This window comes from Sphingobium sp. TomTYG74 (genome assembly GCF_055393875.1).
In genome coordinates, this window is record NZ_AP027341.1 from 275,427 (window position 1) to 298,341 (window position 22,915).

Genomic DNA, 22,915 nt, shown 5'->3' on the forward strand with positions numbered 1-22,915 from the left:
CCGCTGTGCGAGGCGAAAGGCAGCGCCGAAAAGAATGAGCTTATCCGAATAGCAACTCGTGCATCGGGTTTCCCGGATCGAGCAGCATCTTCGCCGTCAGCCCCAGAGACATGATGATCAGCAGGGGCCGTATCAGCTTGCTGCCAAACCGCATGGCCAGCCGCGATCCGATCTGGCTGCCTGTGATGCTGCCGACGGCCATGGTCAGTCCCGCAATCCACATGACATGGCCGCCCAGCATCATCGTCAACAGGCCCGCCACATTGCTAGCCAAATTGGCGGCCTTTGTCTGAGCCGTCGCGCGGACGAGGCCGAGGCCCCCCAGCGCCAGGAAAATGGTCGCGTAAAATGCTCCGGCACCAGGGCCGAAGAAGCCATCGTAAAAGCCGACGATACCGATCAGCAGGCTCAGTCCCGCCAGTCCCACCCGGCTGTGCCGATCCATTTCGCTGATTCGGGGGGAGAAGGTGAAATAGCCCGCCAGCGCGATCAGCAGCGCGGGCATCAATCCCGCCAAAATGGCCGGGTCCATCCGCTGGATCAGCCAGGCGCCACCCACTGACCCTATAAATGCCGCAACAATGGGCCAGCGATAGGCTCTCAAGTCCATGTGCCCGGCGCGCGCATAAGCGACGCAGGCGCCAAAGGTGCCCAGTGATGATTGCAGCTTGTTGGTGCCCACGGCGGCAACGGGCGGGACGCCCGCCGCCAGCAATGCGGGCAGGGAGATCAGCCCGCCGCCTCCCGCCATGGCGTCGATGCACCCGGATATCAAAGCCGCAGCCATCAGGAAGGCCAGCGTTTCAGGAGAAAGGATTAAGTCCAACGGCGCCTCACCTCAGCTATCCGCCGCGCCACTTGGCGTCGATGCGCGCCGAGCCTGCCGCCGCTGGAGCAGGAGGCGGCGTGGCTCAATAAGCGCGGGCGATTGCGAACTCTACGGCCTCGGTCAGAGCGGCCTTTGCCTTGCCCGTATCGAACCGGCCCAGCGCATCAATGGCGCGCTGGCCATAAAGTCGCGCGCGAGCGAGCGTATCGTCAATGGCACCCGTCTTGCGCAGCAGCCCGGTCGCATGCGCCAGATCCTCGTCGCTCACTCGGTTGCCTGCGATCGCCTGCTTCCAGAAGGCGCGATCCTCCTCGGAGCCGCGCGCATAGGCCAGGATCACCGGCAGCGTCACCTTGCCGTCGCGGAAATCGTCACCCGCATCCTTCCCCATGGTCGCGCCGTCCGATTCATAATCGATGGCATCATCGATCAGCTGGAATGCGATGCCCAGGTTCCGGCCATAGACGTCCAGCGCCGTTTCCTCGGCCTCGTCCCGATCCGCGACCACGGCGGATATGCGGCAGGCGGCGGCGAACAGGGCAGCAGTCTTGGCGCCGATAATGTCCAGATATTGCTCTTCGCTGGTGTCGATACGACGCTGGGCGGTCAACTGATTGACCTCGCCCTCGGCGATCACCGCCGATGCATTGGACAAGATTTTGAGGATCTTGAGCGACTCGGCCTCGACCATCAGCTCAAAAGCGCGGGAGAAGAGGAAGTCGCCCACTAATACGCTGGCGCTATTGCCCCAGATGATGTTGGCCGTTTTGCGGCCCCGGCGCAGGCCAGACCCATCGACCACATCATCATGCAGCAGGGTTGCGGTGTGGATGAACTCGACCGCCGCCGCCAGCTTGTAATGGCGGCTGCCCGCATAACCGACCAGCTGCGCGCAGGCGAGGGTCAGCATCGGCCGCATCCGCTTGCCGCCGCCCGCGATCAGATGGCCAGCCAATTCGGGGATCAGAGGAATGCGCGACTGCATCCGGTCCAGGATCACCGCATTGACCTGGTTCATGCCGTCGGCAACCAGCGCCATCATGGGGGTGAGCGAAGGCGCGCCGTTGGCGCGGCCGATGGGGTGGACGTTGCCGGATATGGGGCCGGAGGCGGGTGCGGTCATGACGTGGCCCATGTGGCGGTGCAAAATGCAGATGGCAAGCGGGAATAGCTTGCACGGAGCGACGGATGGAGCAAAAAGCGCGCGGATATTTGGAGGATGAGCGTGGACGACACTTTGAAGCGGTATCGTGAGAGCATCGACAACATCGACGCCGCCCTCGTGTTCATGCTCGCCGAGCGCTTCAAGATCACGCAGGCTGTCGGCGAATATAAGGCGACGCACGCACTGCCGCCCGCCGATCCGGGCCGGGAAGAACGGCAGATCAGCCGCCTTCGCCAGCTCGCGACGGACGCCAATCTCGATCCCGACTTCACGGAAAAGTTCCTGCGCTTCATCATCGACGAGGTGATCCGCCACCATGAGCGGTTGCGGGAAGGCGGATCGGCTTCTCCAGCCGAAAATCTTCGGACAAAAAGCGCGATCGACAAGGCTTGGTTTATGGACCAACTTGAGGAGAATAACAGGAGCCTTCGCGGTTTAGCTCGGCATTTGGGAGTCGATCCTTCAGCGGTGTCGAGAATGTTCTCTGGTGGACGGAGGATGAGGATGGAAGAAGTAAACTCGATCGCTTCCTTCCTTAGAGTCGATGTTCAAGAGGTGCTCAAACACGCTGGCGTCGAGATTAGCACTTAACTGCCAATAGCCTCGGCTTGGTTAGGTCATACTGTCCTAAGCCGGTTCGCTAACCGTTTCCCTTTTGCCCTGCGACCGCCCCAGTAGCACCCCGGTCAGCGCCAACGCAAAGCCTGTCAACTGAACCGGCACCAGCTTCTCGCCGAACAGCAGCCAGGCTTCCACCGCAGCAAGCGGCGGGACCAGCAGCAACAGCATCGACATCCGTGTCGGACCCTGAGTCCGCACCAGCCAAACCAGCAGCGACAGACCGCCCGCCGACAGACCCAGCACTGACCAAGCCAGCCCCAGCCATAATATCGGTGCGCCATCCCAGCGGGCTTCCCCCGCAATCAGGGCGGCGGCAATCGCGACGAACGCACCGCCCGCATTTTGCGCCGCGCCGGAAATCCAGATGCCGTCCCCCGCTATCGATCCACGTTGCACCAGTGTGCCCCCAGCCATGGCGACCACCGCAAGCAATCCAGCGAACGCAGGCAAAACCGGCACCGCCCCCGCGCCCGACTTCTCGATGGCCGGCAGCAGCACGCAAACCACGCCCGCAATGGCGATCGCCAGTCCCGCCCATCCGCGCGCCAGCAGCCGGTCGCCGAGCAGGAACGCGCCCGCCACCGCCACCATCAATGGTTGCAGCGCGCCGAGCAGCGACATGATGCCAGCGGGCATGCCATTATAAACTGCCCACCAGCTAACGGTCAGGTAAACGCCGTGCAGCATCGCGCCCGCCACCAGGTGCAGCATCAGTCGCTTGCGACCAGGGAGCTTCTGCCCGGCCCGCCACGCGACGAACCCCAGCAGCAGCGCCGTCAGCGTCATGCGCACGCTCAGGATCAGTTCGGGCGCGCCATGGGGCACCGTCCCACGCGCGACGATGAATCCTGTCGACCAGATCAGGACAAACAGCAGCGAAGCGCCGAAACCTATCACTCGCGCCCCGCCCGTATCGCCGCGCCCGCCGCAAAGGGCGTGATCGCGACGAGCAGCAGCGACGCAGCCCCCAGGAACTTGAGCGCCGCTCCGCTCCCATCGCCCAGCGTCCCCGCGCCAAATATCAGCAACGGCACCGCCAACGGCAGCGCGAGCAGTCCGGCCAGCGCCCCGCTCGACCGCAGCCCTGCCGTCAGGCTCGCCACCAGCAGGCCCAGCGCCGCGAGCGCGGGCGTCCCGATCAGCAGCCCCAGTTCCAGCATCCCGACCGTCGCGCCATCCAGCTTCAGCAGCGCGCTAGCGGGCAGCGTAGCAATCATCAGCGCCGGGCCAAAGCCAAGCCAATGCGCGATCAGCCGCGCCAGCATCACCATTTCATCGCCGACGCCGCGCAGCGCAATCTGGTCAAGCACCCCCGCATCCCGATCAGGCGCGACCAGCCGGTCCACCGGCAACAGGCTCGCCAGCAGCGCCGCGATCCACAACATCCCGCCACCCGACCGCCGCAACAGCGCGGCATCCGGCCCAACCGCGAACGGATACAGGCTGGCCACCAGCAGCAGGAAAGCCACCGGCAACCACAAGCCCGCCGACTGCCACGCCTGCCTCAAATCCCGCATGACCAGCAGCGCCATCACCCTCACGCCGCCTCCTCCGCGACATAGGCGCTAAGGTCGATCACCACGGGCGAAGCCATCGGCAGCGGCTGATGCGACGCCGCAACCACGATCCCGCCCCCCGCCAGATGCGCCGCCACCGCCGCGCCAAGCAGCCCAAGCGACGCATCGTCCAGCCCGTTACCCGGCTCGTCCAGCAGCCACAGCCCAGCGCCACTCGCAATCACCCGCGCCAGCGCCGCCCGCTTGCGCTGCCCCGTCGAAAGCATCCGCACCGGAATCCCGCCAAGCGGCCCCAGCGCCATCGCCTCCAGCGCGCCGTCCAGCGCACCAGCATCCGCACCGTCCAGCCGCGCCCAGAAACCAAGCGCCTCGCGCAAAGGCTCTTCCACATCCAGCGCCAGCCGCTCATCGGCCAGCGCGATCCTGCCCCGCCGCTCGATCGTCCCCGCCATTGGCCGCAGCAGCCCCGCGCAGATGCGCATCAGGCTCGACTTGCCGATCCCGTTCGGCCCGCGCAGCAACGCGCTGCCCCCCGGCTCCAGCGCCAGGTCGACGCCCCGGAACAACAGCCGCCCGCCACGCGCGCAGGCGATGCCCGACAGGCGCAGCGACGCGTCGCTCATGGCGCGACCATGTCCTCCAGCACATGCATATCGATGTCGGAAAGGCCGAAATGATGGCCGATCTCATGCACCACCACATGCGTGATCAGCGCGTTCAGCGGCACGCCCGTTTCCACCCATTCGTCCAGCAACGGCCGCCGGAAAAGATGCACCGTGGGGGGGGCGTCGCCAGTTTGCTCGGGCTCGCCCACCGGCCGCCCGGTATAAAGGCCGGTCAGACCGAACGGGTCGTCAATCTCCATCTCCTTCAATATCCGTTCGTCGGCAAAATCCTCGACGAACAGGACCACGTTGGACAGATGGGACCGGAAAGGATCGGGCAACCGCCCCAGCGCCTCAAGCGCCAGTCGTTCGATCTGCGCTATGGTTGGCGCGAAAAGAGGGGGTTGACCGGTGTCTGACATGGCTGCGACATAGGCGAAACAATATTATGAGGATAGAGCCATGATTGGTAAACTGTCCGGCGACGAACGGGCGCAGGAGCTTGCTTCTCTTGCCGATTGGACGCTGGTGAATGACCCTGAGGGCATCCAGCGGCGCTTCACCTTTGCGGATTTCAATGCCGCGTTCGGCTTCATGACCCGCGTCGCGCTTCTGGCGGAGCAGGCGAACCACCATCCCGAATGGTCCAACGTCTATAATCGCGTGGATATCACCCTGACGACGCATGACGCCGGCGGCCTGTCGCGCCGTGACATAGATCTCGCAAAGGCGATCGACGCGCTGCTCACCGCCTGAGCGGACGGCTTGATCAGGGTCGCCCTTCGATGCGATCCTCATAACCATGCAGCGCAGCGGTCACAGCCGGGTCACCGGCATAGCGGCGGCGCAGCATGGCGAGTTTTGCGTCGGTGCCGGTGCATAGTTCGGCGATACTTTCCATCAGGAACACACGCCTCTCCCCATCATAGGGCTCCTCACCCCGAAAATGGTCGCAACTGTCCCGATCGACCATGAAGCTGGTGACTTCCTGCGGGAAGGGCATGGCCAGCGCGGCATCGGGAGAGGGGGGCAGGTCCAGCGATCCGCGCGGCGCGGGCTGCGCCTGCACGGTGACTTCGGCGGACGGGCGCTGCGGCGCGGCGACCACCTCGATCGGCTCGCCCTCGATGGCGTTCATGGAAAGCGCTGGTGGCGGGACCGAGGCATTGTCCGCGGACGCGGCATCGCCCGACGCATCACGGCAAGCCGCGGTCAGCGCCAGAATCATCACCAATGGAACCAGCCCCACCCGTGCGCCCACCGATTTCCTCCCGCAAAATGGCAATGAGATCAGCGACATGCGGCAGCCGCTGTTCCTCCTCATCGAGAATCGCCATGAATGCGGCTTGCCTATAATCGCGCACGCGTTCTTCCGAAAGGCGGCTTGCTGCGGGTAATGCGGAAATTACGATATCCAGCAGCCGTTCGACACCATGAAGGCGTCCCCACAAATAGTCATTCTCCCGATAGGTCCGGCTAAAAAACGCACCGAAATTATTGAATTCAATGCCTTTTAACGTCGCTTCGGCCCCACCTGATCGGATCGCGCTGCAATCCTCCGGGGAAATCCGGTCCACCTTCACCGGATCATATTCTTCCATGGCGTGGCCTTGGAGCAACGGTAGGGTGGCGATGTCGTAAAAGGGAAAGCCTAGATAGGAGAGCAGCATGATCCGCCGCTCCGCCTTGGGAAGTCCCGCGAGCGCGTCGGCCAGCATCATCTCCGCTATGTCATCCCGCGCCTTCAGGTCGCGTGCCTGTGCGATGGCGTCCAGCGCTGCCGCCGGATCGGACGGCACCTCCTTGGCTGCGGCGCGGATCGCGCCATTATAGAAATCGGTGCCTTCGCATTCCGTATAATGCGCCATGGATTGATAGATGGCGTCGTGCATTTTCTGGATCGCGGCGTCGCCAGCCTCAGAATCGATCTCCAGCGTTTCGGCCAGCCGCCGCGCCAAAAAGCGCAGGCGGCGGATGCGAAAACTCAGGTCATGGGTGCGGAAGAAGGCGACCGGCGGTGATCCCGGCCCGACATCCTCGATCAGCTTGTCCGCGCCGATCGTCCGGACGTGCGACCACAGCGCCTGCCGGAAATTTTCCCGCATCAATGGACTGTCCTCGTCGCTCAGGCGGAACAGCAGACCGGCCAGATCCTCGACGATGCCCGAAAGTTTCAGATGACCATAGGCCGGGAAGGCAAAGCCTGCCGAGTTCGCAGCCCGCAACTGCGCCTTCGCTCGCCAGGCGGAAAGCCGCGCGGGAGTCGGACGGTCGAGAAACAGCATGCCGCCAATCGTGTTTTCGACCTCCGCCTCGATCCCCGGTCTCAAAGCATTCAGAATGCGCACCATTCGGCGGATGCGCGAAGAATGACGATCAATCGCTTCCAGATTGTCGCGGATCGGTTGCTCGCGCGGAATATCGCTCAGAGCGCCGAAGATGGTGCGGAAAAAACCGGGCAGCTGAGCCTTGTCCTCTGGCGTGGCGTCTTCCTGCTCGCCCTCCCGGTTCAGCCGGATGGATCGACGGCCCGGCTTCGGATCAATATAGACGAAACGCCGATCCACTTCGCGCCGCGACGGACGGTTACGCAGCGCGCCGATCGCCTGTGCGAAGGGAGCATTCGCCAGCACCGATCCGTCGATCAATATCGCGTCCTCTGCATTGCCGCGCGCCCAGTGGCGGGGCAGGGCATGGGCCAAAAATGCATCCCGGGTCGGCCATGCGCGATGCCGCTGTTTCAACACGCGGTCCAGCTCCCGCACGGTGAAGGGGGGGAATGCGCCGGGGAAGCTCGCCGTCGCCCGCGCGGCGAATACCAGCTCGGCCGGATCGGCGAACAGGCGGTCGCCACGCCCCCGCGCGTGGAAACCGATGGAAAGGCGATGTTCGGTCTCCACCACCTGTGGTGGGCTGTTCAGGTTCAGGCTTTGCGGATGGCCTTCGAAATCCGTGACGGTGACGAACAGGTCCAGCGGGTGTCCCTCGGGCAACAGCGGCGGCCCGCGCTCTGCCGCTTCCATCGCGTCGAAGGCGTCCAGCATCATGCCGGTGAAGATTTCGCCGCCAAAGGGCGGTTCGAACCATCTGGAGCGGATGAAGTGGGACAGCTTGTGCCGCACCTCCTCGCGCGTGTCCGGGGCGACCGTGCGTTCAATCGTGTCGCCGGGCCGCCGCGCCGCCATCCACACCAGCGGCGTCGCCCAGAATTTGCTGATCCGCCGCGCGGGACGCGCATCCGGGTGCAGCAGCTGCTCCACATCGGCATTTTCCAGCCACAGGTCGGTCAATGGCTCCAGCGATTGCCCCGTTTCGATCGCCTGCGCCAGAAATATACCGTTGATGCCGCCCGCGCTCGCCCCGGCGATGATGTCGGGCATCACGCGCAACCGGACTCCACTGGCGGCTTCCAGTTCTTCCAGCAGCTTCCTGTAAACCGCCTCGCTGCCCTTGCTGCTAGGGGTGCCGTCATGAAAACTTCGGCTTGCCCGCGCCAGCCGCCACACTTCCTTGGTGATGCCGTGCATATAGACGGCCAGACTGATCCCCCCATAGCAGACCAGCGCCAGTCGAAGTTCGCGCTCCTTCATGATGCGTAGCCCTCAGGCCTTATGCTGCAGGTGCCGCAGTCTTGTCCCGAACCCATCCCCCGTTCGCCCTGAGCCTGTCGAAGGGCTTCACTTGTCTTTGATGCCGCAGGCAAAGGCTTCGTATGGTCCAGTCCAAACGAAAACACCGAACTCACAACCGAAACTCCGCCCAGATCGGCAAATGATCCGAAGCCTTACGCGACGCCGCACTGTCATGCACGCCGCTGTCCATCAGCTTCAATTGCCCGCAATGCATGATCCGGTCGAGATGCGCGACCGGCCGCCGCGCGTGGAAACTCCGTCCGCAAGGCGCGAAACTATAATGGCGCGCAAAGTCCGCCAGACACCCCCGATTGGCGCTCCATTCGTTGAGGTCGCCCATTAGCACGGTTGGCATGGCGTCGCGTTGGGCTGCCGCGTGGATGACCGCCGCCGCCTGCTTGCGCCGCCACAGGCCCGACAGGTCGAGATGCATGCCAAAGACGCGCAGCTTCGCCTTGCCCAGTTCCACCTCCGCCATCGTCGCGCCACGCGGTTCCAGGCAGGGAAGGTGCAGCACGTCATGGGTGCGGATATCCGCCTCCTTCCGCACTAATATCGCGTTGCCATGCCAACCCATCGAATCGACATGCACGTTCAACGGCACCGGCTTGTACTGGCTCATCGATTCCAGCAGCCAAGGGGGAATGGCGGCCGATCGGACGCCAAAACGGCGATCCGCTTCCTGAAGCGCGATCACGTCCGCGTTCAACTCTCCCAGCACCTCCAGCACTCGTTCGGGGCTGCGGCGGCGATCGGTGCCAATGGCTTTGCGGATATTGTAGCTGGCAACGCGTAACGACTTCATGGCGAAACAATGCGCCACATCCGCATGAGTTTCCAGCACTGTTGGACAGTGCTCTCAACTTCCTCGCCATAGGTCTGAACGGGCGGGCGGATAGTCCCATCATTCTTTGTTCTTGAAACGTTCACCGTGGCAAGTCATAGCTCCCCCATGGCCAAGGCAAAGCGCAAATTCGTCTGTCAGCAGTGCGGCACGCTCTCTTCCCGTTGGCAGGGGCAATGCGATGACTGCGGCGAATGGAACAGCATTGTCGAGGAAGCGTCCGAAACCATCTTTTCCGCGCGCCATGATCTGCAAAGCGGCGGACGCGCTCTGACTCTTGTCGGGCTGAACAGTCAGGTCGAACTGCCCCAGCGCACCAGCACCGGCATCGCGGAATTTGACCGCGCACTGGGAGGCGGCATCGTTCCGGGCTCCGCCACGCTGATCGGTGGCGATCCGGGGATCGGCAAGTCCACCCTGTTGCTTCAGGCGGCCGCCCGCATTGCCGCGCGCGGCCTTTCCGTTGCTTACATCAGTGGCGAGGAAGCGGCAGATCAGGTGCGCCTGCGGGCGCAGCGCCTCGGCCTTGGCAACGCGCCCGTGCAACTCGCCAGCGCGACCTCCGTCCGCGACATCCTGACCACGCTGGGGGAGGGGGAGCCGCCCGCGCTGCTCGTCATCGACTCCATCCAGACGATGCACAGCGACCTGATCGAAGGCGCGCCGGGCACCGTCAGCCAGGTTCGCGCATCCAGCCAGGAACTCATCCGCTTCGCCAAGCAGCGCGGCACAGCCGTCATCCTCGTCGGCCATGTCACCAAGGATGGCAGCATCGCCGGGCCGCGCGTGCTCGAACATATGGTCGATACGGTCCTGAGCTTCGAGGGCGAGCGCAGCCATCAATATCGTATCCTGCGGGCGATCAAGAACCGCTTCGGCGGCACGGACGAGATCGGCGTCTTCGCGATGGTGGCGGAAGGGTTGGAGGAAGTCTCCAACCCATCGGCGCTGTTCCTCACCCATCGGGACGAAACCGTAACCGGCGCGACCGTCTTCCCTGCGCTTGAAGGCACGCGGCCCGTGCTGGTGGAGATACAGGCGCTCGTCGTCCGGTTGTCGAGCGGGGCCACCCCCCGGCGCGCGGTGGTGGGATGGGACAGCGGCCGTCTCGCCATGGTCCTCGCCGTGCTGGAGGCGCGCTGCGGCCTCAGCTTCTCCACCTGCGAAGTCTATCTGAACGTCGCGGGTGGTTATCGCCTGTCCGATCCCGCCGCTGACCTCGCCGTCGCCGCTGCGCTCATATCGGCACTCGCGGAACGGCCGGTGCCCGCCGATCTGGTCCTCTTCGGCGAAATCGCGCTTTCGGGGGAAATACGCCCCGTCGCTCATGCTCCGCTGCGCCTGCGCGAATCGGCCAAGCTGGGCTTCGAACGGGCCTATGTGCCTTCCGCAGTCGCCGACGGAGTGAAGGGGATCGCCGTCAGCGGCTATCGCGCGTTAAGCCAACTGGTTGACCAGATGCTCGGCCGCGGATAGCCCCGCGTTCATGAACGCCGTCGATATCCTCGTCCTTCTCGCCATCGGCGGTTGCGCCGTATTGGGCTTGCTTCGTGGTTTCGTTCTTGAAACCCTTTCGCTGATCGCCTGGGTCCTCGGCATCTTCGCCATCCGCCTCTTCCACCCCTCCGCCACCGAACTCCTCACCCCCCTGGTCGGAACCACCGGAGGCGCGTCAATTCTCGCATTCCTTCTTGTTTTCGGCATCACCTTCGGCGCAGGAAAACTCCTCGCCCACGCCATCGGCCGCCGTACCCGTCAGTCGATTCTTGGCCCCATCGACCGCGTCCTCGGCGGTGGCTTCGGCGCTATCAAGGGATTGATCGGGGCAACGCTGGTCTTCCTCGCGTTCAGCCTGACCTACGACACATTCTACGGCAGCGGAGAGCGCCGCCCCGATTGGTTGTCCGACGCCCGCACCTATCCGCTGCTCAACGCCAGCGGCCAGGCGATCAGCGAATTCGTAGCCGAACGCCGCGCCAGAAAGCCGGACGCCGAAAGCGACTAATCGCTACAGCCAGCCTTTTGCGCGGTAAGCGTCCGCTGTTGCTTTCAATCCCTCTTCGGTAGCAACTTCGGGCACCCACAGTTTTTTGGGAGGTTGCTTTCGCTTCGTGACCACCCAATCGGGATGGCAGAAATAGCTCACCCGATCCTGCGTCAGCTTCGCCGTCTTGCCTCGCAACATGCGATCCAGCCGAGCACCCAATCCCAGCGCCCAGTTGGGCGTGGCAAAAGTCCGCACGGACCTTCCGACTGCTCGCCCGATCGCCTGTCCGAAGTCCAGGTGGTCCCAACCGCCCGGCGTGCCGTCGTCCGCCTCATAACAGTGCGTGAGGCTCATCTCTGTCTCGCCCGCCAGCCGCAGCAGCAGTCGGCCGAGGTCGCTCACCTCGATCAGCGACAGTCGGCCGCCGGGGGGGAGCAGCATGACGCCCCGTTTAGCCATCCGGAAGAGCTCCAGCATTTCCCGATCACCCGGCCCATAGATCGCTGGGGGCCGCACGATCGTCCAATCCAGTCCGCTCGCCTTGACGTGACGTTCGGCGAGCGCTTTGGACCAGCCATAGTCGGACAGTTTAGGTTCCCGCGCGGCCAGCGATGACACATGGACCAATCGCCGGACGCCACGCTGACGCATGGCATCGATGACGGCCATCGTCCCACGCGCGTTCCCGGCCTCGAACTCGTCGCGATCGGCCGCGTTTACGACGCCTGCTATATGGACCACCACGTCGGCGTCCCGTACCAGCGTGTTCAGCGCCGCACGGTCCTCAAGCGATCCGGGCACCCATTTCAGCCGGGCGCGGGGCGGCTGCGCCTTTCGGGTGATGGCTGTCACATGATGCCCAGCGTCCAAAGCCTGATTGAGCGTTTCGGCGCCGACAAAACCTGTCGCGCCGGTCATGGCAATGCGTAATTTCATGGGGATCAGACCATGGCCATCTGGTCGCGATGAACGAGTACGGATCGTGGCAGGTGGCCCAGCAGAGCCGCGATATCCTCACTGCGTTTGCCCGCGATCCTCGCCGCTTCCTCGCTGTCATACTCGCTCAGCCCACGCGCGATCACCCGGCCGTCCGGCGCGACGATATCAACGACATCACCTCGCACGAATGCGCCCTCTATCTTCGCCACACCGGCAGGCAGCAAGCTGTTGCCGCGCCCCAACGCCTTTTCCGCACCTGCGTCGACGATGATGCGCCCGCGAACGGTCAAACGCCCCGCAAGCCATCCCTTACGCGCCCGCTTGGCAGGGGCTGCGATGAAGATCGATCCCTTTCCGCCATTGATCCAATGTGACAGCGGAGCATCGACCTTGCCGGAAATGATCGCGAGATGCGCTCCGGCCCCCGTCGCGATCCGCGCCGCCTCGATCTTGGAGGTCATGCCTCCCGACCCCATTCCGGACGCGGATCCGCTGTCCGCCATATTTGCGATCCGCGCGTCGATGCGCTCGATTGTGTCTATCAGCATGGCGCTCGCATCGACATGCGGGTTGGCGGTGTAAAGCCCATCGACGTCGGAAAGCAGCACCACCGCGTCGGCCCGTGCTGCCTGTCCGATACGTGCCGCCAGCCGATCGTTGTCGCCAAAACGGATCTCCGCTGTGGCGACGCTGTCATTCTCATTGACCACCGGCACCACATTGAGCGTGATCAGGCGTTCCAAAGTCGCAGACGCATTCAGATAGCGCCGCCGATGCTCAAGATCGTCCAGCGTCACCAGCATCTGCGCGGCCGTAATCCCCTTGTCCTGCAACAAACGAGCCCAGCATTGCGACAGTGCGATTTGTCCTGTTGCCGCTGCGGCTTGAGCGTCTTCCAGACTGCCTCGCCCACCCTTTGGCAGCTTCAATCGCCGTGCGCCCAGCGCGATTGCGCCTGACGAAACGATAATGATTTGCTGCCCGGCGGCTTTGCGGGCAGCGACATCTTCGACCAAGGTTCGGAGCCAGGCTTCGCGAACCTCGCCATTCCCATCGACCAGCAAGGCCGAGCCGATCTTGATGACCAGTCGCCGAACTTGAGAGGGGGGGAAGCCTGAAAGAGAGGAAGTCACGGGATCAGTTCCGTTCGCCTGGAACGTGAAGAATAAGTGGCGATTGATGAGTGTTCAGATCGGCGACCATGAAGTGTCGCCTTCGTCACTGGCCTCTTCCTCCATCGGTCTGCCGTCCGCAAGCAATGGCAGGACAGCATCCAGTAGCGGTTGCACACCTTCGCCTGTCGCGCCCGAGATGATAAATATCTTCTCCACGCCAGCCTCGCGCCGGAGCTGGGCGGCGATGTCCTCCATCAATTCCGGCCCGAGTAGGTCGCCCTTGTTGAGGGCCACGATCTGCGATTTGTCGGCTAGCCCCTCGCCATAGGCTTCCAGTTCATCCTGCACGATCCGGAACTGTTCGACCGGATCGTCGCCAGTGGCATCGACCAGGTGCAGCAGCACGCGGCAGCGCTCGATATGGCCAAGGAAGCGGTCGCCGATGCCAGCACCTTCGGCTGCACCCTCGATCAAGCCGGGGATGTCTGCCAGGACGAATTCCTTGTCACGGTGCGTGACGACGCCGAGCTGTGGCTTGGTGGTGGTAAAGGCATAGGCCCCCACCTTGGCCTTGGTATTGGTTACCTGATTGATGAAGGTCGACTTGCCAGCATTAGGCATACCGACCAAGCCGACGTCGGCGAGCAATTTCAGCCGGAGCCAGACCCACATTTCCTGTCCCGGCCAGCCCGTTCCATGCTGACGTGGCGCACGATTAGTACTTGTCTTGTAAGACAGGTTGCCCCGGCCGCCATCGCCGCCGCGCAACAGGACCAAGCGTTGTCCGACCTCTGTGAAGTCGGCGAGCAGTTCCTGATCTTCATAGTCGGGATAACCATCCTCGTCCTCGGTGCCCTCGATAGGCTGGGGATCGGACAGGATCTGCGTTCCTACGGGAACTTTTATGACGAGGTCGTTGCCGCCAGCGCCATAGCGATTCTTCCCGGCGCCCGGCATGCCGCGCTGTGCCTTGAAATGCTGAGTGTAGCGGAAGTCTATGAGGGTGTTGAGGCCAGCTACGGCTTCGAAGATGATATCTCCACCCTTGCCGCCATTGCCGCCATCAGGGCCGCCATATTCGACATATTTTTCCCGCCGGAAACTGACCGCGCCGGGGCCGCCCCAGCCGGATTTTATGTATATCTTCGCCTGATCCAGAAAATGCATGGGCTGGCCCATAGCCGCTTATGACGCGGAATTAAACCTTGCCGTCTGCTATCGCTCGAAACTCACCTTTTCCATGCGGGACGGCGTCCGCTGGCGCCGTCCCTTCTTCGTTCAGGCCGCGAGCGCGGGCATGGCGTCGTGATAAAGGTCCATTGCAGGATCAATCATCATGCGTCCGGGCACACCTTCTTCAAAGACCAGGCATTCAGCCGCATTTCCACGCGCCGGACTGTAACGTTGCTCCACCCGGCCGGTGTAACGAAAGCCGATTTTCCGAAGCACATTGCCTGACGCCGGATTGTCAGCGAAATGCGCCGCGCGAACCCCGCTGACGCCTGCTGCTCGGGCCATGCCGTACACCGCGCTGGCGGCCTCCGTCGCAAAGCCCAGCCCCCAATAGGGACGCGCTATCCAATAGCCGAGTTCAGGCGTGCCATCTTCGGTCAAATGGACGCCGCACCCGCCGACCAGGCGCGGAGCACCGCGAGTGCGGGAAAAAGCCAGAAGACGCGGCAGGCGTGTATCTTGCGGAAGGGCAAGGAAGCTGCGCGCGTCATCAATGCCATATGGCGTGGGCACGCGGAAAAGGTTGCGCAGGACCGCCGGATTGCCAATCGCTTCGGCCAGCGCGGATGCATCTTCCATCCAGCCGGGTCTTAGGAGCAGGCGGGGGGTACGGGCGAACATTTGAAAATCTCTCCTCTGATCGACACGCCAATGGCCGTAAAAAGTTACGGCTTGACGACTTCTTTCCTCTGGCTGTGCCCCGCCCGCATGACGCGTGAGAAGGCTCAGGGTTCCAGAGGTTTGAGGGAAAATGAGGGGAGGTGCCGCCGAATGGAAAAAGGGGCGCTCCCGGATGGGGCGCCCCTTTTTCCCTCGGATTATCAGAAATGGTCGAAGACCATCTTCCGGAAGGATCGCCCCAATAATGAGGGACGATCCGTCATTGATCGTCCGTTATTCGGCTGCTTCAGCCATGGCATCGACCGACACATATTTGCGGCCGAGCTTGCCAGTGTGGAATACCACGCGGCCTTCGCCCAGGGCAAAGAGGGTGTGGTCCTTACCCATGCCAACATTACGGCCGGGATATACGCGCGTGCCGCGCTGGCGAATGATGATGTTGCCGCCGATCACTTCCTGACCGCCGAACTTCTTCACGCCAAGGCGCTTGGATTCCGAATCGCGACCGTTGCGCGATGAACCGCCAGCTTTCTTATGTGCCATGACTCAAACTCCTCGAAACTCTACTGCGGCTCAGGCGATCGACACGATCTTCAGGATCGTGTGGTTCTGGCGATGGCCGTTCTTGCGACGGTAATTGTGACGACGGCGCTTCTTGAAGACGATGACCTTCTCGCCCTTCGCCTGCGCGATGATTTCGGCGGCGACGGTCAGCTTGCTGGCGTCCTTCACGTCGCTGCCTTCGCCCGCGAACAGGACGTCATCCAGCGTCACCTTGTCACCGGCCTCACCGGCCAGCTTCTCGACGACGATCTTGTCTCCGGCGGCTACGCGATACTGCTTGCCGCCCGTGCGCACGACTGCGAACATGGCTCTTCTCTTCTCGTTCAAATCTGCTTTACGCAAATCGCCGAGGACATGACGTCCTGTTGACCCGCGCGGGAATGTGGCCCGGTAGTGGACTGACTCGCTTCTGTCAACCGGGAAGCCCCCTTCTTAGGGGTGGTTTTTGCGCGAGCCAGTGCCTATCTTCCCGTGTCGAAGGGAACCCGCCGCGCATGATGCCGACATCGTACAGGACTGACAGCATGAGAGGCAGGCTTCTCTTCATGCTGACCCTGTGGATGGCGATCAGTGTTGCGTTATTAAGTGCCCTGACGCCATTGGGGCCGCCGTCCAGCATAGCCACGGGCTCGGCGTTCAATCCTGCCACCACAGACGTTGTGCTGAAGGCCCGGACCCAATCGGCACCGGCCGACTACCGTCTGACCCAGCCCGATGGCTCGGGCGACAACCCCTTGTTATCTTCATTGATGCCATGGATGGTATCTGTTGCGGGACTGCTGGCCGCCGTGGGGTGGTCGCGATCTAATCCCTTATATGTCCGCACCCGTCCCTCGCTCTTACGCGGGGGTATTACACACTCCTTTCACGCTCGCGCTCCGCCAGTTCTGACTTAACGCGCACTCCGTTAATCGTCAGACAGGAGAGATCCATGACCCGCAGACGGTCACGCCGCAGCAACCGACGGCCGCCATGGTGGTTCGTACCCGCCGTGTTCACTGGGCTGGGTGCTGCCGGAGCCTTATTGTCAGCCGCTATGCTAGCGGTCGCAGCATGAAAATATGATAGGCTGCCGGTGAAGGTTCAGAGGGCCGCACCGGCAGACAGGGAAGGACGTCCATGCCTCATCACACGCCCCTGATCGGAACAATCGTCGCGGGCCTCGTTGTTGCTTTCATAATGGGTGCCATTGCCCATCGCCTCAAGCTATCGCCGCTGGTCGGTTATCTTATAGCAGGGATCATAGTTGGTCCTTTCACCCCGGGATTTGTCGCCAACACGAGTCTGGCTAACGAACTGGCGGAGATCGGTGTCATTCTGCTGATGTTCGGGGTGGGACTTCATTTTTCGCTACGCGATTTGTTGTCGGTGAAGAACATCGCCGTACCCGGCGCCATTGGGCAGATCGCGGTTGCAACGCTGCTTGGCATGGGGCTGTCGCACTATATGGGCTGGCCAGTGATGGGCGGCATTGTGTTTGGCCTCGCTCTTTCGGTCGCGAGTACGGTCGTTTTGCTGCGCGCCTTGCAGGGGGCCGATCTTGTGGAGACGCGGCGGGGGCGCATAGCTGTTGGCTGGCTGATCGTCGAGGATCTGGTGATGGTGCTGGCGTTGGTACTGCTACCGGCGCTGGCGAAGGTTATGAACAATGCAGACGCATCGGCCGGAATGGGTGACCTGCTGGCACCGCTGCTCAGCACCTTGCTGAAGGTCACCGGTTTTGTAGCCCTGATGCTCGTGGTGGGCCGACGAGTCATTCCTTGGGCGCTGCACTGGGTAGTTCACACCGGATCGCGGGAGTTGTTTCGCCTGGCTGTGCTGGCGATCGCCCTTGGCGTGGCCTTCGGCGCGGCCGTGGCGTTCGATGTGTCATTTGCGTTGGGCGCCTTCTTCGCGGGCATGATACTGGGCGAGACGCCGCTCAGTCGCCGCGCGACGGAGGAAACGCTGCCGCTGCGCGATGCATTCGCGGTGTTGTTCTTCGTGTCCGTGGGCATGCTGTTCAATCCATCGGTGCTTGTCGAACAGCCGTTGCCCCTGCTTGCGACCGTGGCGATCATCATCGTCGGTAAGTCTATCGCCGCGTTCGCGATCGTACGCGCCTTCGGCCACCCGGGGGATACGGCGCTGACGATTGCGGCGAGCCTGGCGCAGATCGGCGAGTTTTCCTTTATCCTTGCTACATTGGGCACTGGCCTAGGCGTGCTGCCTGCGGAAGGACGCGACTTGATCCTTGCCGGGGCGATCGTGTCGATCTTTCTAAATCCGTTCATCTTCTCGATGATCGTGCGGGCGCACAAGAAGGAGGAGATTGAGGAGGAGGCGGAAGCAGAAAGGGCGCGCCAGCGGCCGCACATCGGCCATGTGATCCTGGTCGGATATGGCCGGGTCGGCAAGATGATCGCGGGGCGCCTGTCCGAACGCAATGCCCATTTCGTTGTGCTGGAAACGGACCCGGAACGGGCGGAGGAAGCAGCGGAGGCGGGCCATTCGGTAGTGCGGGGAAGTGCACTGGAGGACCGTTATTTGATGGCTGCGGGCATTTGCGAGGCTCGGCGGTTGCTGATTGCCGTGCCGGAAGGGTTTGAAGGTGGTGCGATCCATGAACATGCGCGCCGCCTCAATCCCGACCTGCAGGTGATTGCGCGAGCGCATAGTGATGCTGAGGTCGCGCATCTGGAGGGGATAGGCGTACCCCATGTCGTCATGGGAGAGCGCGAGCTCGCAGCGCGGATGCTTCAGTTGTCCGGCGCGGGCTGAACGGCTGTCTCAGTCAACGATGTGCTCCTGTGAAGCTAGGAGCACATCGTTTTGGGAGCGGGTGTCTTATCCGCGTGGCTTGCGAGGCGGGCCTTTGCGGGGGCCGCCTTTGAACGGTCGGGCGCCATAGGCTGGCTTTGGACCACGACCTTCATTGGGACGTCCCTTGCCGCGCGGCGGCCCTTCGCGGCGGTTCTCGCGCGCGGTGTCCCGAGGGGTTCCCTCAATCTGTTCGAACTGGACTTCTGCGCCCTCGTCGCTCGCCTCGCCCGTGCGCTTTACCGAGCCGATGAATCGGGAAACGATGGCGCTTGGAATCTCGAACAGCGTCTCGTTGGCGGCGATCCGGATCGCGCCGATGTCCTGGCGTGACACATGGCCTCGGCGGCAGATCAGCGGCAGGATCCAGCGCGGGTCGGCATTGTGACGGCGGCCGATGTCCATGCGGAACCAGACGGTATCCTCAAAGCCTGGACGAGGTCCATCGCGGCGGGGCGGGGCTTCGCTGGCGTCGAGCAGTTCTTCGGGCGCGGGAAGGGCGGCGCGGGCGCTCTTCACCAGCATCGCCGCGATCTCCTTGGCGGACTTGGTTTCCAGCAACTCGGCGCCCAGTGTCCAATCCTGCTCGTCCAGCTCGGCGCGCTCCATCAGTTTCTCGCGAAGGCGAGAATTGTCCTGCTGTTGGATCGCTTCCTTGCTCGGCGGAGTGCCCCATTCGACCGGAATTTTCGCGCCGCGCAGCATCGATTCGACGCGACGGCGGCGTGGATAGGGGACGATCAGCACGGCTGTGCCCTTCTTGCCTGCGCGTCCGGTGCGGCCGGAACGGTGCTGCATCGTTTCTGCATCGCGCGGGATTTCGACGTGCACGACGAGGCTGAGGTTGGGAAGGTCAATGCCGCGCGCGGCTACATCGGTGGCGACGCAGACGCGGGCGCGGCGGTCGCGCAGGGCTTGCAGCGCATGGTTGCGCTCATTCTGGCTGTGTTCGCCCGACAGCGCGACGGCGGCGAAACCGCGTTCGGTGAGGCTGGCGTGGAGGTGGCGGACATTGTCGCGGGTGGCGCAGAAGAGGATCGCCGTTTCCGCCTCATGATAGCGCAGCAGATTGACCACCGCGTTCTCAATGTCGGCGGGGGCGACGGTCACGGCTTGGTAGCTGATGTCGCCATGGCCGCGCTCGTCACTGACAGTCGAAATGCGCAGCGCGTCCTGCTGGTAGCGCTTGGCGAGCGCAACGATCGGCTTTGGCATGGTGGCGGAGAAGAGGAGGGTGCGGCGGCCTTCGGGCGCGCCGTCGAGAATCTCTTCCAGATCTTCGCGGAAGCCCATGTCGAGCATTTCGTCAGCTTCATCGAGAACGACGGTCTTGAGCCCTGACAGGTCCAGTGCGCCGCGTTCGAGATGGTCGCGTAGGCGGCCGGGCGTGCCGACGACGATGTGCGCGCCGTGGGAAAGGGCGCGGCGTTCCTTGGCGGCGTCCATGCCGCCGACGCAGGTGGCGATGCGGGCGCGGGCTTCGCCGTAGAGCCACTCCAGTTCACGGCTGACTTGCAGCGCCAGTTCGCGGGTGGGGGCGATGGCGAGCGCGAGCGGCTTTCCTGCCACGGGCAGGCGCATCTCTTCACCCAGCAATTCGCCTGCCATGGCAAGGCCAAAAGCGACCGTCTTGCCTGAACCGGTCTGCGCCGAGACGATGAGGTCGCGGCCTTCCGCTTCGGGCTGGGTGACTTCGGCCTGAACGGGGGTCAGGCTTTCATAGCCTTTTCGCGTCAGGGCGTCTGAGAGGAGGGGCGGGAGATGTTCAAAAGACATTATATTTTCCGTCGGTAAAGCGACCCGCCATTCCCGACGGATACATGAGGACCTGATGTGCTCCGGCTGTTGCTGGAGCCCGGGATGCAAGGTCACACACCCCGAAGTTCACACCGTCCCTGAAGGACTTCTGCCAAAGGCAGAATGGGTGCCGGAAGGCACCCAAATAAGAAGGCCGCCTTCCCCCGCAAAGAGGGAAGGCGGCCCCTATATTAACTATTGCGAGGGATCAGACCGAAGCGACTTCCGCCACATCGACCTTCACGCCCGGACCCATCGACGACGACAGGGCGATCTTACGGACGTACTTGCCCTTCGAACCCGACGGCTTCGCCTTGACGATGGCGTCAACGAAAGCGTCGAAATTCTTGCGCAGGTCTTCGGCTGAGAAGCTCGCCTTGCCGAGACCGGCGTGGATGATGCCAGCCTTTTCGACGCGGAATTCGATCTGACCACCCTTGGCGGCCTTCACGGCTTCGGCGACGTTCGGGGTGACGGTGCCGAGCTTCGGGTTCGGCATCAGGCCCTTGGGACCCAGAACCTTACCGAGGCGGCCGACCAGACCCATCATGTCGGGGGTCGCGATCACGCGCTGGAAATCGATGTTGCCAGCCTGGATGCTGTCCAGCAGGTCTTCGGCGCCCACGATGTCGGCGCCAGCGGCGGTTGCGGCTTCAGCCTTGTCGCCACGAGCGAACACGGCGACGCGAACGTCCTTGCCGGTGCCTGCGGGCAGGGTGACGACGCCACGGACCATCTGGTCGGCGTGACGCGGATCGACGCCCAGGTTGATCGCGATTTCGACGCTTTCGTCGAACTTGGCGGTCGCGTGGGTCTTGATGAGGCCCAGCGCTTCGTCAACGCCGTGCAGCTTTTCGCGGTCAACCGCAGTGGCGAGAGCCTTCGCCTTCTTTGTCAGCTTTGCCATGGTCTTAGCCCTCCACCACTTCGAGGCCCATCGCGCGAGCGGAGCCTTCGATGATCTTCGTCGCTGCGTCGATGTCGTTCGCGTTCAGGTCAACCATCTTGGCCTGGGCGATTTCAGCGAGCTGGGCGCGGGTGATCTTGCCAGCGACGACCTTGCCCGGTTCCTTGGAACCCGACTTCAGGTTGACGGCCTTCTTGATCAGGTAGGTGGCGGGCGGCTGCTTCGTGACGAAGCTGAACGAACGGTCCGCATAAACGGTGATGATGGTCGGCAGCGGGGTGCCCTTTTCCATCTTTTCCGTCGAGGCGTTGAACGCCTTGCAGAATTCCATGATGTTTACACCGCGCTGACCCAGCGCCGGACCGATCGGCGGCGAGGGGTTGGCGGCTCCAGCGGGCACCTGGAGCTTGATATAGCCCGTAATCTTCTTGGCCATTTTCACTCACTCTATTGCTGGGAGGATCGCAAGCGACCCGCCCGGTTCAAGTTTAGCGGTCAAGCAGCGATCCCTGAGGATGCCTTCCGCACTGTATTATCCTCGCCCCTTTAGGGGAGAGGACACCGTAGCTTGCCAGTTTGCTGGCTAGCGTAGGTTGGAGAGGGGGTTGTGCCCTCTCCCGCTGCGACTAGGCGGCGGAGCCGCCAAGTCTCGCTGCCCTCTCCCGCTTGCGGGAGAGGGAAAGGGGTTACTTCGACAGTTCGACCTGCTCGAAGTCCAGTTCGACCGGGGTGGCGCGGCCGAAGATCGACACGGACACCTTGACGCGGTTCTTTTCGAAATCCAGTTCCTCGACGGTGCCGTTGAAGCTGGCGAAGGGGCCGTCCAGCACCTTGACGCTGTCGCCGATTTCGTAATCGACGTTGACCTTGTGCTTGGGCGCGGCTTCGGCGGCCTTCTGCGCGCCGAAATAGCGGGCGGCCTCGCCCTCGCTGATCGCCTGCGGCTTACCCGACGAGCCGAGGAAGCCGGTGACCTTGGGCGTGTTCTTGACGAGATGGTAGATGTCGTCGTTCATCGCCAGCTTTGCGAGAACGTAGCCCGGCATGAACTTGCGTTCGACCTGCACCTTCTTGCCGCGCTTCACTTCGGTCACGGTCTCGGTGGGGACTTCCACCTGCTCGACCAGCTGGGAGAGGCCCATGCGCTCGGCTTCGGACAGGATCGATTCCTTGACCTTGTTTTCGAAGCCCGAATAGGCGTGGATGATGTACCAGCGCGCCATGTTACCGTTTCAAACTCCCACAAGCGATTTCCCGGGAAACCGCGGCAGATAAAAAACTCAAGCTCTTCCGGCGGCGAAGCTCAGCAGCCACTGAACAACCGCACCGAAAAAGGTGTCGATGCCGAAGAAGAAGAGGCCGAGCAGCGTGGTCATGATACCGACCATCACCGCAGTCATGACCGTTTCGCGGCCGGTGGGCCACACGATCTTCGACGCTTCGGTCTTCACCTGATTGACGAATTCGCCCGGAGAAACCTTCGCCATCACTGCCTCAACAACTTTCGAACAAACACCAAAGCGCGAAGCAACAGTCCGCCCTCCGGACCCCGCCATGTCGGCGTCCCGGGGTGCGGCCGCTGGCTCCGCGACCCATCTTCGCTGGGGCAACTAACCGCGAACCTTTGAAAAATCAAGGATCAGCGCTCAGCGACCTGGCAGGAGTGGAGGGACTCGAACCCCCGGCATTCGGTTTTGGAGACCGACGCTCTACCAGCTGAGCTACACTCCTGTACCGGCG

The 22,915-nt window shown here is 63.0% G+C and carries 25 protein-coding genes, 1 tRNA gene and 1 pseudogene; 6 read left to right on the top strand and 21 right to left on the bottom strand.

Translation table 11 applies throughout. The features are described from left to right. Nucleotides 1-40 precede the first annotated feature (40 nt). The gene (locus tag ACZ5TB_RS01455; protein WP_464791741.1) at nucleotides 41-787 is read right to left on the bottom strand and encodes a TSUP family transporter; all 747 of its coding nucleotides are present in this window, start codon (nucleotides 785-787) and stop codon (nucleotides 41-43) included. A 124-nt stretch (nucleotides 788-911) separates the two neighbouring features. Beyond that, nucleotides 912-1,952 (bottom strand): polyprenyl synthetase family protein, encoded by a 1,041-nt coding sequence (locus tag ACZ5TB_RS01460; protein ID WP_464791742.1) that lies wholly within the window; start codon nucleotides 1,950-1,952, stop codon nucleotides 912-914. Between the two features lie 96 nt (nucleotides 1,953-2,048). Between ACZ5TB_RS01460 and ACZ5TB_RS01465 the strand changes: the two are divergent. Continuing rightward, nucleotides 2,049-2,330: pseudogene (locus tag ACZ5TB_RS01465) on the top strand (chorismate mutase); the annotation flags it as partial. Between the two features lie 60 nt (nucleotides 2,331-2,390). Then, nucleotides 2,391-2,585 carry a helix-turn-helix domain-containing protein gene (locus tag ACZ5TB_RS01470; RefSeq protein ID WP_464792461.1) on the top strand — a complete coding sequence of 65 codons (195 nt, stop codon included), beginning with the start codon at nucleotides 2,391-2,393 and terminating at the stop codon, nucleotides 2,583-2,585. A gap of 36 nt (nucleotides 2,586-2,621) precedes the next feature. Here ACZ5TB_RS01470 and ACZ5TB_RS01475 read toward each other — a convergent pair whose 3' ends face one another. The 4 genes from ACZ5TB_RS01475 to ACZ5TB_RS01490 are packed head-to-tail and all read right to left on the bottom strand — an operon-like array spanning nucleotide 2,622 to nucleotide 5,159. After that, nucleotides 2,622-3,512 carry a DMT family transporter gene (locus tag ACZ5TB_RS01475; RefSeq protein ID WP_464791743.1) on the bottom strand — a complete coding sequence of 297 codons (891 nt, stop codon included), beginning with the start codon at nucleotides 3,510-3,512 and terminating at the stop codon, nucleotides 2,622-2,624. Further along, the gene (locus tag ACZ5TB_RS01480; RefSeq protein ID WP_464791744.1) at nucleotides 3,509-4,147 is read right to left on the bottom strand and encodes a heme exporter protein CcmB; all 639 of its coding nucleotides are present in this window, start codon (nucleotides 4,145-4,147) and stop codon (nucleotides 3,509-3,511) included. The genes ACZ5TB_RS01475 and ACZ5TB_RS01480 overlap by 4 nt, the downstream gene beginning before the upstream one ends. Nucleotides 4,148-4,152: 5 nt before the next feature. After that, complete coding sequence (gene ccmA / locus ACZ5TB_RS01485) at nucleotides 4,153-4,755, bottom strand: heme ABC exporter ATP-binding protein CcmA (RefSeq protein WP_464791745.1); 603 nt, start codon at nucleotides 4,753-4,755, stop codon at nucleotides 4,153-4,155. After that, nucleotides 4,752-5,159, bottom strand: a complete 408-nt coding sequence (locus ACZ5TB_RS01490) for a metallopeptidase family protein (protein WP_464791746.1) — start codon at nucleotides 5,157-5,159, stop codon at nucleotides 4,752-4,754. Before ACZ5TB_RS01490 ends, ccmA begins: the two co-directional genes overlap by 4 nt. Nucleotides 5,160-5,199: 40 nt before the next feature. Here ACZ5TB_RS01490 and ACZ5TB_RS01495 point away from each other — a divergent pair, with 40 nt between their 5' ends. Continuing rightward, nucleotides 5,200-5,493, top strand: coding sequence for a 4a-hydroxytetrahydrobiopterin dehydratase (locus tag ACZ5TB_RS01495; protein ID WP_464791747.1), 294 nt, complete (start codon nucleotides 5,200-5,202; stop codon nucleotides 5,491-5,493). 13 nt (nucleotides 5,494-5,506) lie between these two features. Here the strand turns inward: ACZ5TB_RS01495 and ACZ5TB_RS01500 are convergent, their stop codons facing one another. From ACZ5TB_RS01500 to ACZ5TB_RS01510, 3 genes are all read right to left on the bottom strand, one after another. Continuing rightward, nucleotides 5,507-5,875 (bottom strand): hypothetical protein, encoded by a 369-nt coding sequence (locus ACZ5TB_RS01500; protein WP_464791748.1) that lies wholly within the window; start codon nucleotides 5,873-5,875, stop codon nucleotides 5,507-5,509. A gap of 58 nt (nucleotides 5,876-5,933) precedes the next feature. Beyond that, a complete protein-coding gene (locus tag ACZ5TB_RS01505; protein ID WP_464791749.1) occupies nucleotides 5,934-8,327 on the bottom strand; it encodes a patatin-like protein in 2,394 nt (797 codons plus the stop codon). A gap of 151 nt (nucleotides 8,328-8,478) precedes the next feature. Further along, nucleotides 8,479-9,174: an endonuclease/exonuclease/phosphatase family protein gene (locus tag ACZ5TB_RS01510; RefSeq protein WP_464791750.1), complete on the bottom strand. Its 696-nt coding sequence runs from the start codon at nucleotides 9,172-9,174 to the stop codon at nucleotides 8,479-8,481. 147 nt (nucleotides 9,175-9,321) lie between these two features. Here ACZ5TB_RS01510 and radA point away from each other — a divergent pair, with 147 nt between their 5' ends. Further along, nucleotides 9,322-10,689: a DNA repair protein RadA gene (radA, locus tag ACZ5TB_RS01515; protein ID WP_196225480.1), complete on the top strand. Its 1,368-nt coding sequence runs from the start codon at nucleotides 9,322-9,324 to the stop codon at nucleotides 10,687-10,689. 10 nt (nucleotides 10,690-10,699) lie between these two features. After that, complete coding sequence (locus ACZ5TB_RS01520; protein WP_464791751.1) at nucleotides 10,700-11,218, top strand: CvpA family protein; 519 nt, start codon at nucleotides 10,700-10,702, stop codon at nucleotides 11,216-11,218. Between the two features lie 3 nt (nucleotides 11,219-11,221). Here the strand turns inward: ACZ5TB_RS01520 and ACZ5TB_RS01525 are convergent, their stop codons facing one another. From ACZ5TB_RS01525 to rplU, 6 genes are all read right to left on the bottom strand, one after another. Then, on the bottom strand, nucleotides 11,222-12,118 hold the full coding sequence (locus tag ACZ5TB_RS01525; protein ID WP_464791752.1) for an NAD-dependent epimerase/dehydratase family protein: 897 nt from the start codon (nucleotides 12,116-12,118) through the stop codon (nucleotides 11,222-11,224). Nucleotides 12,119-12,141: 23 nt separating this feature from the next. Then, entirely contained in the window at nucleotides 12,142-13,272 is a 1,131-nt protein-coding gene (gene proB, locus ACZ5TB_RS01530; protein WP_464791753.1) for a glutamate 5-kinase, read from the bottom strand. A gap of 54 nt (nucleotides 13,273-13,326) precedes the next feature. After that, complete coding sequence (obgE, locus tag ACZ5TB_RS01535) at nucleotides 13,327-14,421, bottom strand: GTPase ObgE (RefSeq protein ID WP_464791754.1); 1,095 nt, start codon at nucleotides 14,419-14,421, stop codon at nucleotides 13,327-13,329. A gap of 111 nt (nucleotides 14,422-14,532) precedes the next feature. Next, a complete protein-coding gene (locus tag ACZ5TB_RS01540; protein WP_464791755.1) occupies nucleotides 14,533-15,108 on the bottom strand; it encodes a GNAT family N-acetyltransferase in 576 nt (191 codons plus the stop codon). 273 nt (nucleotides 15,109-15,381) lie between these two features. Continuing rightward, entirely contained in the window at nucleotides 15,382-15,651 is a 270-nt protein-coding gene (gene rpmA, locus ACZ5TB_RS01545) for a 50S ribosomal protein L27 (RefSeq protein WP_007683600.1), read from the bottom strand. A gap of 30 nt (nucleotides 15,652-15,681) precedes the next feature. Further along, nucleotides 15,682-15,978, bottom strand: coding sequence for a 50S ribosomal protein L21 (gene rplU / locus ACZ5TB_RS01550; RefSeq protein ID WP_340265563.1), 297 nt, complete (start codon nucleotides 15,976-15,978; stop codon nucleotides 15,682-15,684). A gap of 813 nt (nucleotides 15,979-16,791) precedes the next feature. Between rplU and ybaL the strand changes: the two genes are divergently transcribed. Then, nucleotides 16,792-18,432 (top strand): YbaL family putative K(+) efflux transporter, encoded by a 1,641-nt coding sequence (ybaL, locus tag ACZ5TB_RS01555; RefSeq protein WP_464791756.1) that lies wholly within the window; start codon nucleotides 16,792-16,794, stop codon nucleotides 18,430-18,432. Between the two features lie 66 nt (nucleotides 18,433-18,498). Here the strand turns inward: ybaL and ACZ5TB_RS01560 are convergent, their stop codons facing one another. From ACZ5TB_RS01560 to ACZ5TB_RS01585, 6 genes are all read right to left on the bottom strand, one after another. After that, entirely contained in the window at nucleotides 18,499-20,247 is a 1,749-nt protein-coding gene (locus ACZ5TB_RS01560; RefSeq protein WP_464791757.1) for a DEAD/DEAH box helicase, read from the bottom strand. 229 nt (nucleotides 20,248-20,476) lie between these two features. Then, nucleotides 20,477-21,175 (bottom strand): 50S ribosomal protein L1, encoded by a 699-nt coding sequence (gene rplA, locus ACZ5TB_RS01565; protein ID WP_196225489.1) that lies wholly within the window; start codon nucleotides 21,173-21,175, stop codon nucleotides 20,477-20,479. A gap of 4 nt (nucleotides 21,176-21,179) precedes the next feature. Then, nucleotides 21,180-21,611, bottom strand: a complete 432-nt coding sequence (gene rplK, locus ACZ5TB_RS01570; RefSeq protein ID WP_007709087.1) for a 50S ribosomal protein L11 — start codon at nucleotides 21,609-21,611, stop codon at nucleotides 21,180-21,182. A gap of 250 nt (nucleotides 21,612-21,861) precedes the next feature. Continuing rightward, nucleotides 21,862-22,398 (bottom strand): transcription termination/antitermination protein NusG, encoded by a 537-nt coding sequence (gene nusG, locus ACZ5TB_RS01575; protein ID WP_464779083.1) that lies wholly within the window; start codon nucleotides 22,396-22,398, stop codon nucleotides 21,862-21,864. Between the two features lie 57 nt (nucleotides 22,399-22,455). Next, a complete protein-coding gene (secE, locus tag ACZ5TB_RS01580; RefSeq protein WP_464779084.1) occupies nucleotides 22,456-22,662 on the bottom strand; it encodes a preprotein translocase subunit SecE in 207 nt (68 codons plus the stop codon). Between the two features lie 168 nt (nucleotides 22,663-22,830). Further along, nucleotides 22,831-22,906 (bottom strand) — tRNA-Trp (locus tag ACZ5TB_RS01585). Nucleotides 22,907-22,915: the final 9 nt, after the last annotated feature.

Excerpts from the sequence above, each read along its gene's own strand:
- ACZ5TB_RS01495 (WP_464791747.1), top strand. The coding sequence starts at position 5,200 with ATGATTGGTAAACTGTCCGGCGACGAACGGGCGCAGGAGCTTGCTTCT.
- ACZ5TB_RS01520 (WP_464791751.1), top strand. The coding sequence starts at position 10,700 with ATGAACGCCGTCGATATCCTCGTCCTTCTCGCCATCGGCGGTTGCGCC.
- ACZ5TB_RS01525 (WP_464791752.1), bottom strand. The coding sequence starts at position 12,118 with ATGACCGGCGCGACAGGTTTTGTCGGCGCCGAAACGCTCAATCAGGCT.
- ACZ5TB_RS01460 (WP_464791742.1), bottom strand. The coding sequence starts at position 1,952 with ATGACCGCACCCGCCTCCGGCCCCATATCCGGCAACGTCCACCCCATC.
- ACZ5TB_RS01505 (WP_464791749.1), bottom strand. The coding sequence starts at position 8,327 with ATGAAGGAGCGCGAACTTCGACTGGCGCTGGTCTGCTATGGGGGGATC.
- ACZ5TB_RS01470 (WP_464792461.1), top strand. The coding sequence starts at position 2,391 with ATGGACCAACTTGAGGAGAATAACAGGAGCCTTCGCGGTTTAGCTCGG.
- ACZ5TB_RS01560 (WP_464791757.1), bottom strand. The coding sequence starts at position 20,247 with ATGTCTTTTGAACATCTCCCGCCCCTCCTCTCAGACGCCCTGACGCGA.
- ACZ5TB_RS01540 (WP_464791755.1), bottom strand. The coding sequence starts at position 15,108 with ATGTTCGCCCGTACCCCCCGCCTGCTCCTAAGACCCGGCTGGATGGAA.
- secE (WP_464779084.1), bottom strand. The coding sequence starts at position 22,662 with ATGGCGAAGGTTTCTCCGGGCGAATTCGTCAATCAGGTGAAGACCGAA.
- rplU (WP_340265563.1), bottom strand. The coding sequence starts at position 15,978 with ATGTTCGCAGTCGTGCGCACGGGCGGCAAGCAGTATCGCGTAGCCGCC.
- ccmA (WP_464791745.1), bottom strand. The coding sequence starts at position 4,755 with ATGAGCGACGCGTCGCTGCGCCTGTCGGGCATCGCCTGCGCGCGTGGC.
- ACZ5TB_RS01510 (WP_464791750.1), bottom strand. The coding sequence starts at position 9,174 with ATGAAGTCGTTACGCGTTGCCAGCTACAATATCCGCAAAGCCATTGGC.
- ACZ5TB_RS01455 (WP_464791741.1), bottom strand. The coding sequence starts at position 787 with ATGGCTGCGGCTTTGATATCCGGGTGCATCGACGCCATGGCGGGAGGC.
- ACZ5TB_RS01490 (WP_464791746.1), bottom strand. The coding sequence starts at position 5,159 with ATGTCAGACACCGGTCAACCCCCTCTTTTCGCGCCAACCATAGCGCAG.
- ACZ5TB_RS01480 (WP_464791744.1), bottom strand. The coding sequence starts at position 4,147 with ATGGCGCTGCTGGTCATGCGGGATTTGAGGCAGGCGTGGCAGTCGGCG.
- nusG (WP_464779083.1), bottom strand. The coding sequence starts at position 22,398 with ATGGCGCGCTGGTACATCATCCACGCCTATTCGGGCTTCGAAAACAAG.
- ybaL (WP_464791756.1), top strand. The coding sequence starts at position 16,792 with ATGCCTCATCACACGCCCCTGATCGGAACAATCGTCGCGGGCCTCGTT.
- rplA (WP_196225489.1), bottom strand. The coding sequence starts at position 21,175 with ATGGCAAAGCTGACAAAGAAGGCGAAGGCTCTCGCCACTGCGGTTGAC.
- rpmA (WP_007683600.1), bottom strand. The coding sequence starts at position 15,651 with ATGGCACATAAGAAAGCTGGCGGTTCATCGCGCAACGGTCGCGATTCG.
- obgE (WP_464791754.1), bottom strand. The coding sequence starts at position 14,421 with ATGCATTTTCTGGATCAGGCGAAGATATACATAAAATCCGGCTGGGGC.
- ACZ5TB_RS01500 (WP_464791748.1), bottom strand. The coding sequence starts at position 5,875 with ATGAACGCCATCGAGGGCGAGCCGATCGAGGTGGTCGCCGCGCCGCAG.
- rplK (WP_007709087.1), bottom strand. The coding sequence starts at position 21,611 with ATGGCCAAGAAGATTACGGGCTATATCAAGCTCCAGGTGCCCGCTGGA.
- radA (WP_196225480.1), top strand. The coding sequence starts at position 9,322 with ATGGCCAAGGCAAAGCGCAAATTCGTCTGTCAGCAGTGCGGCACGCTC.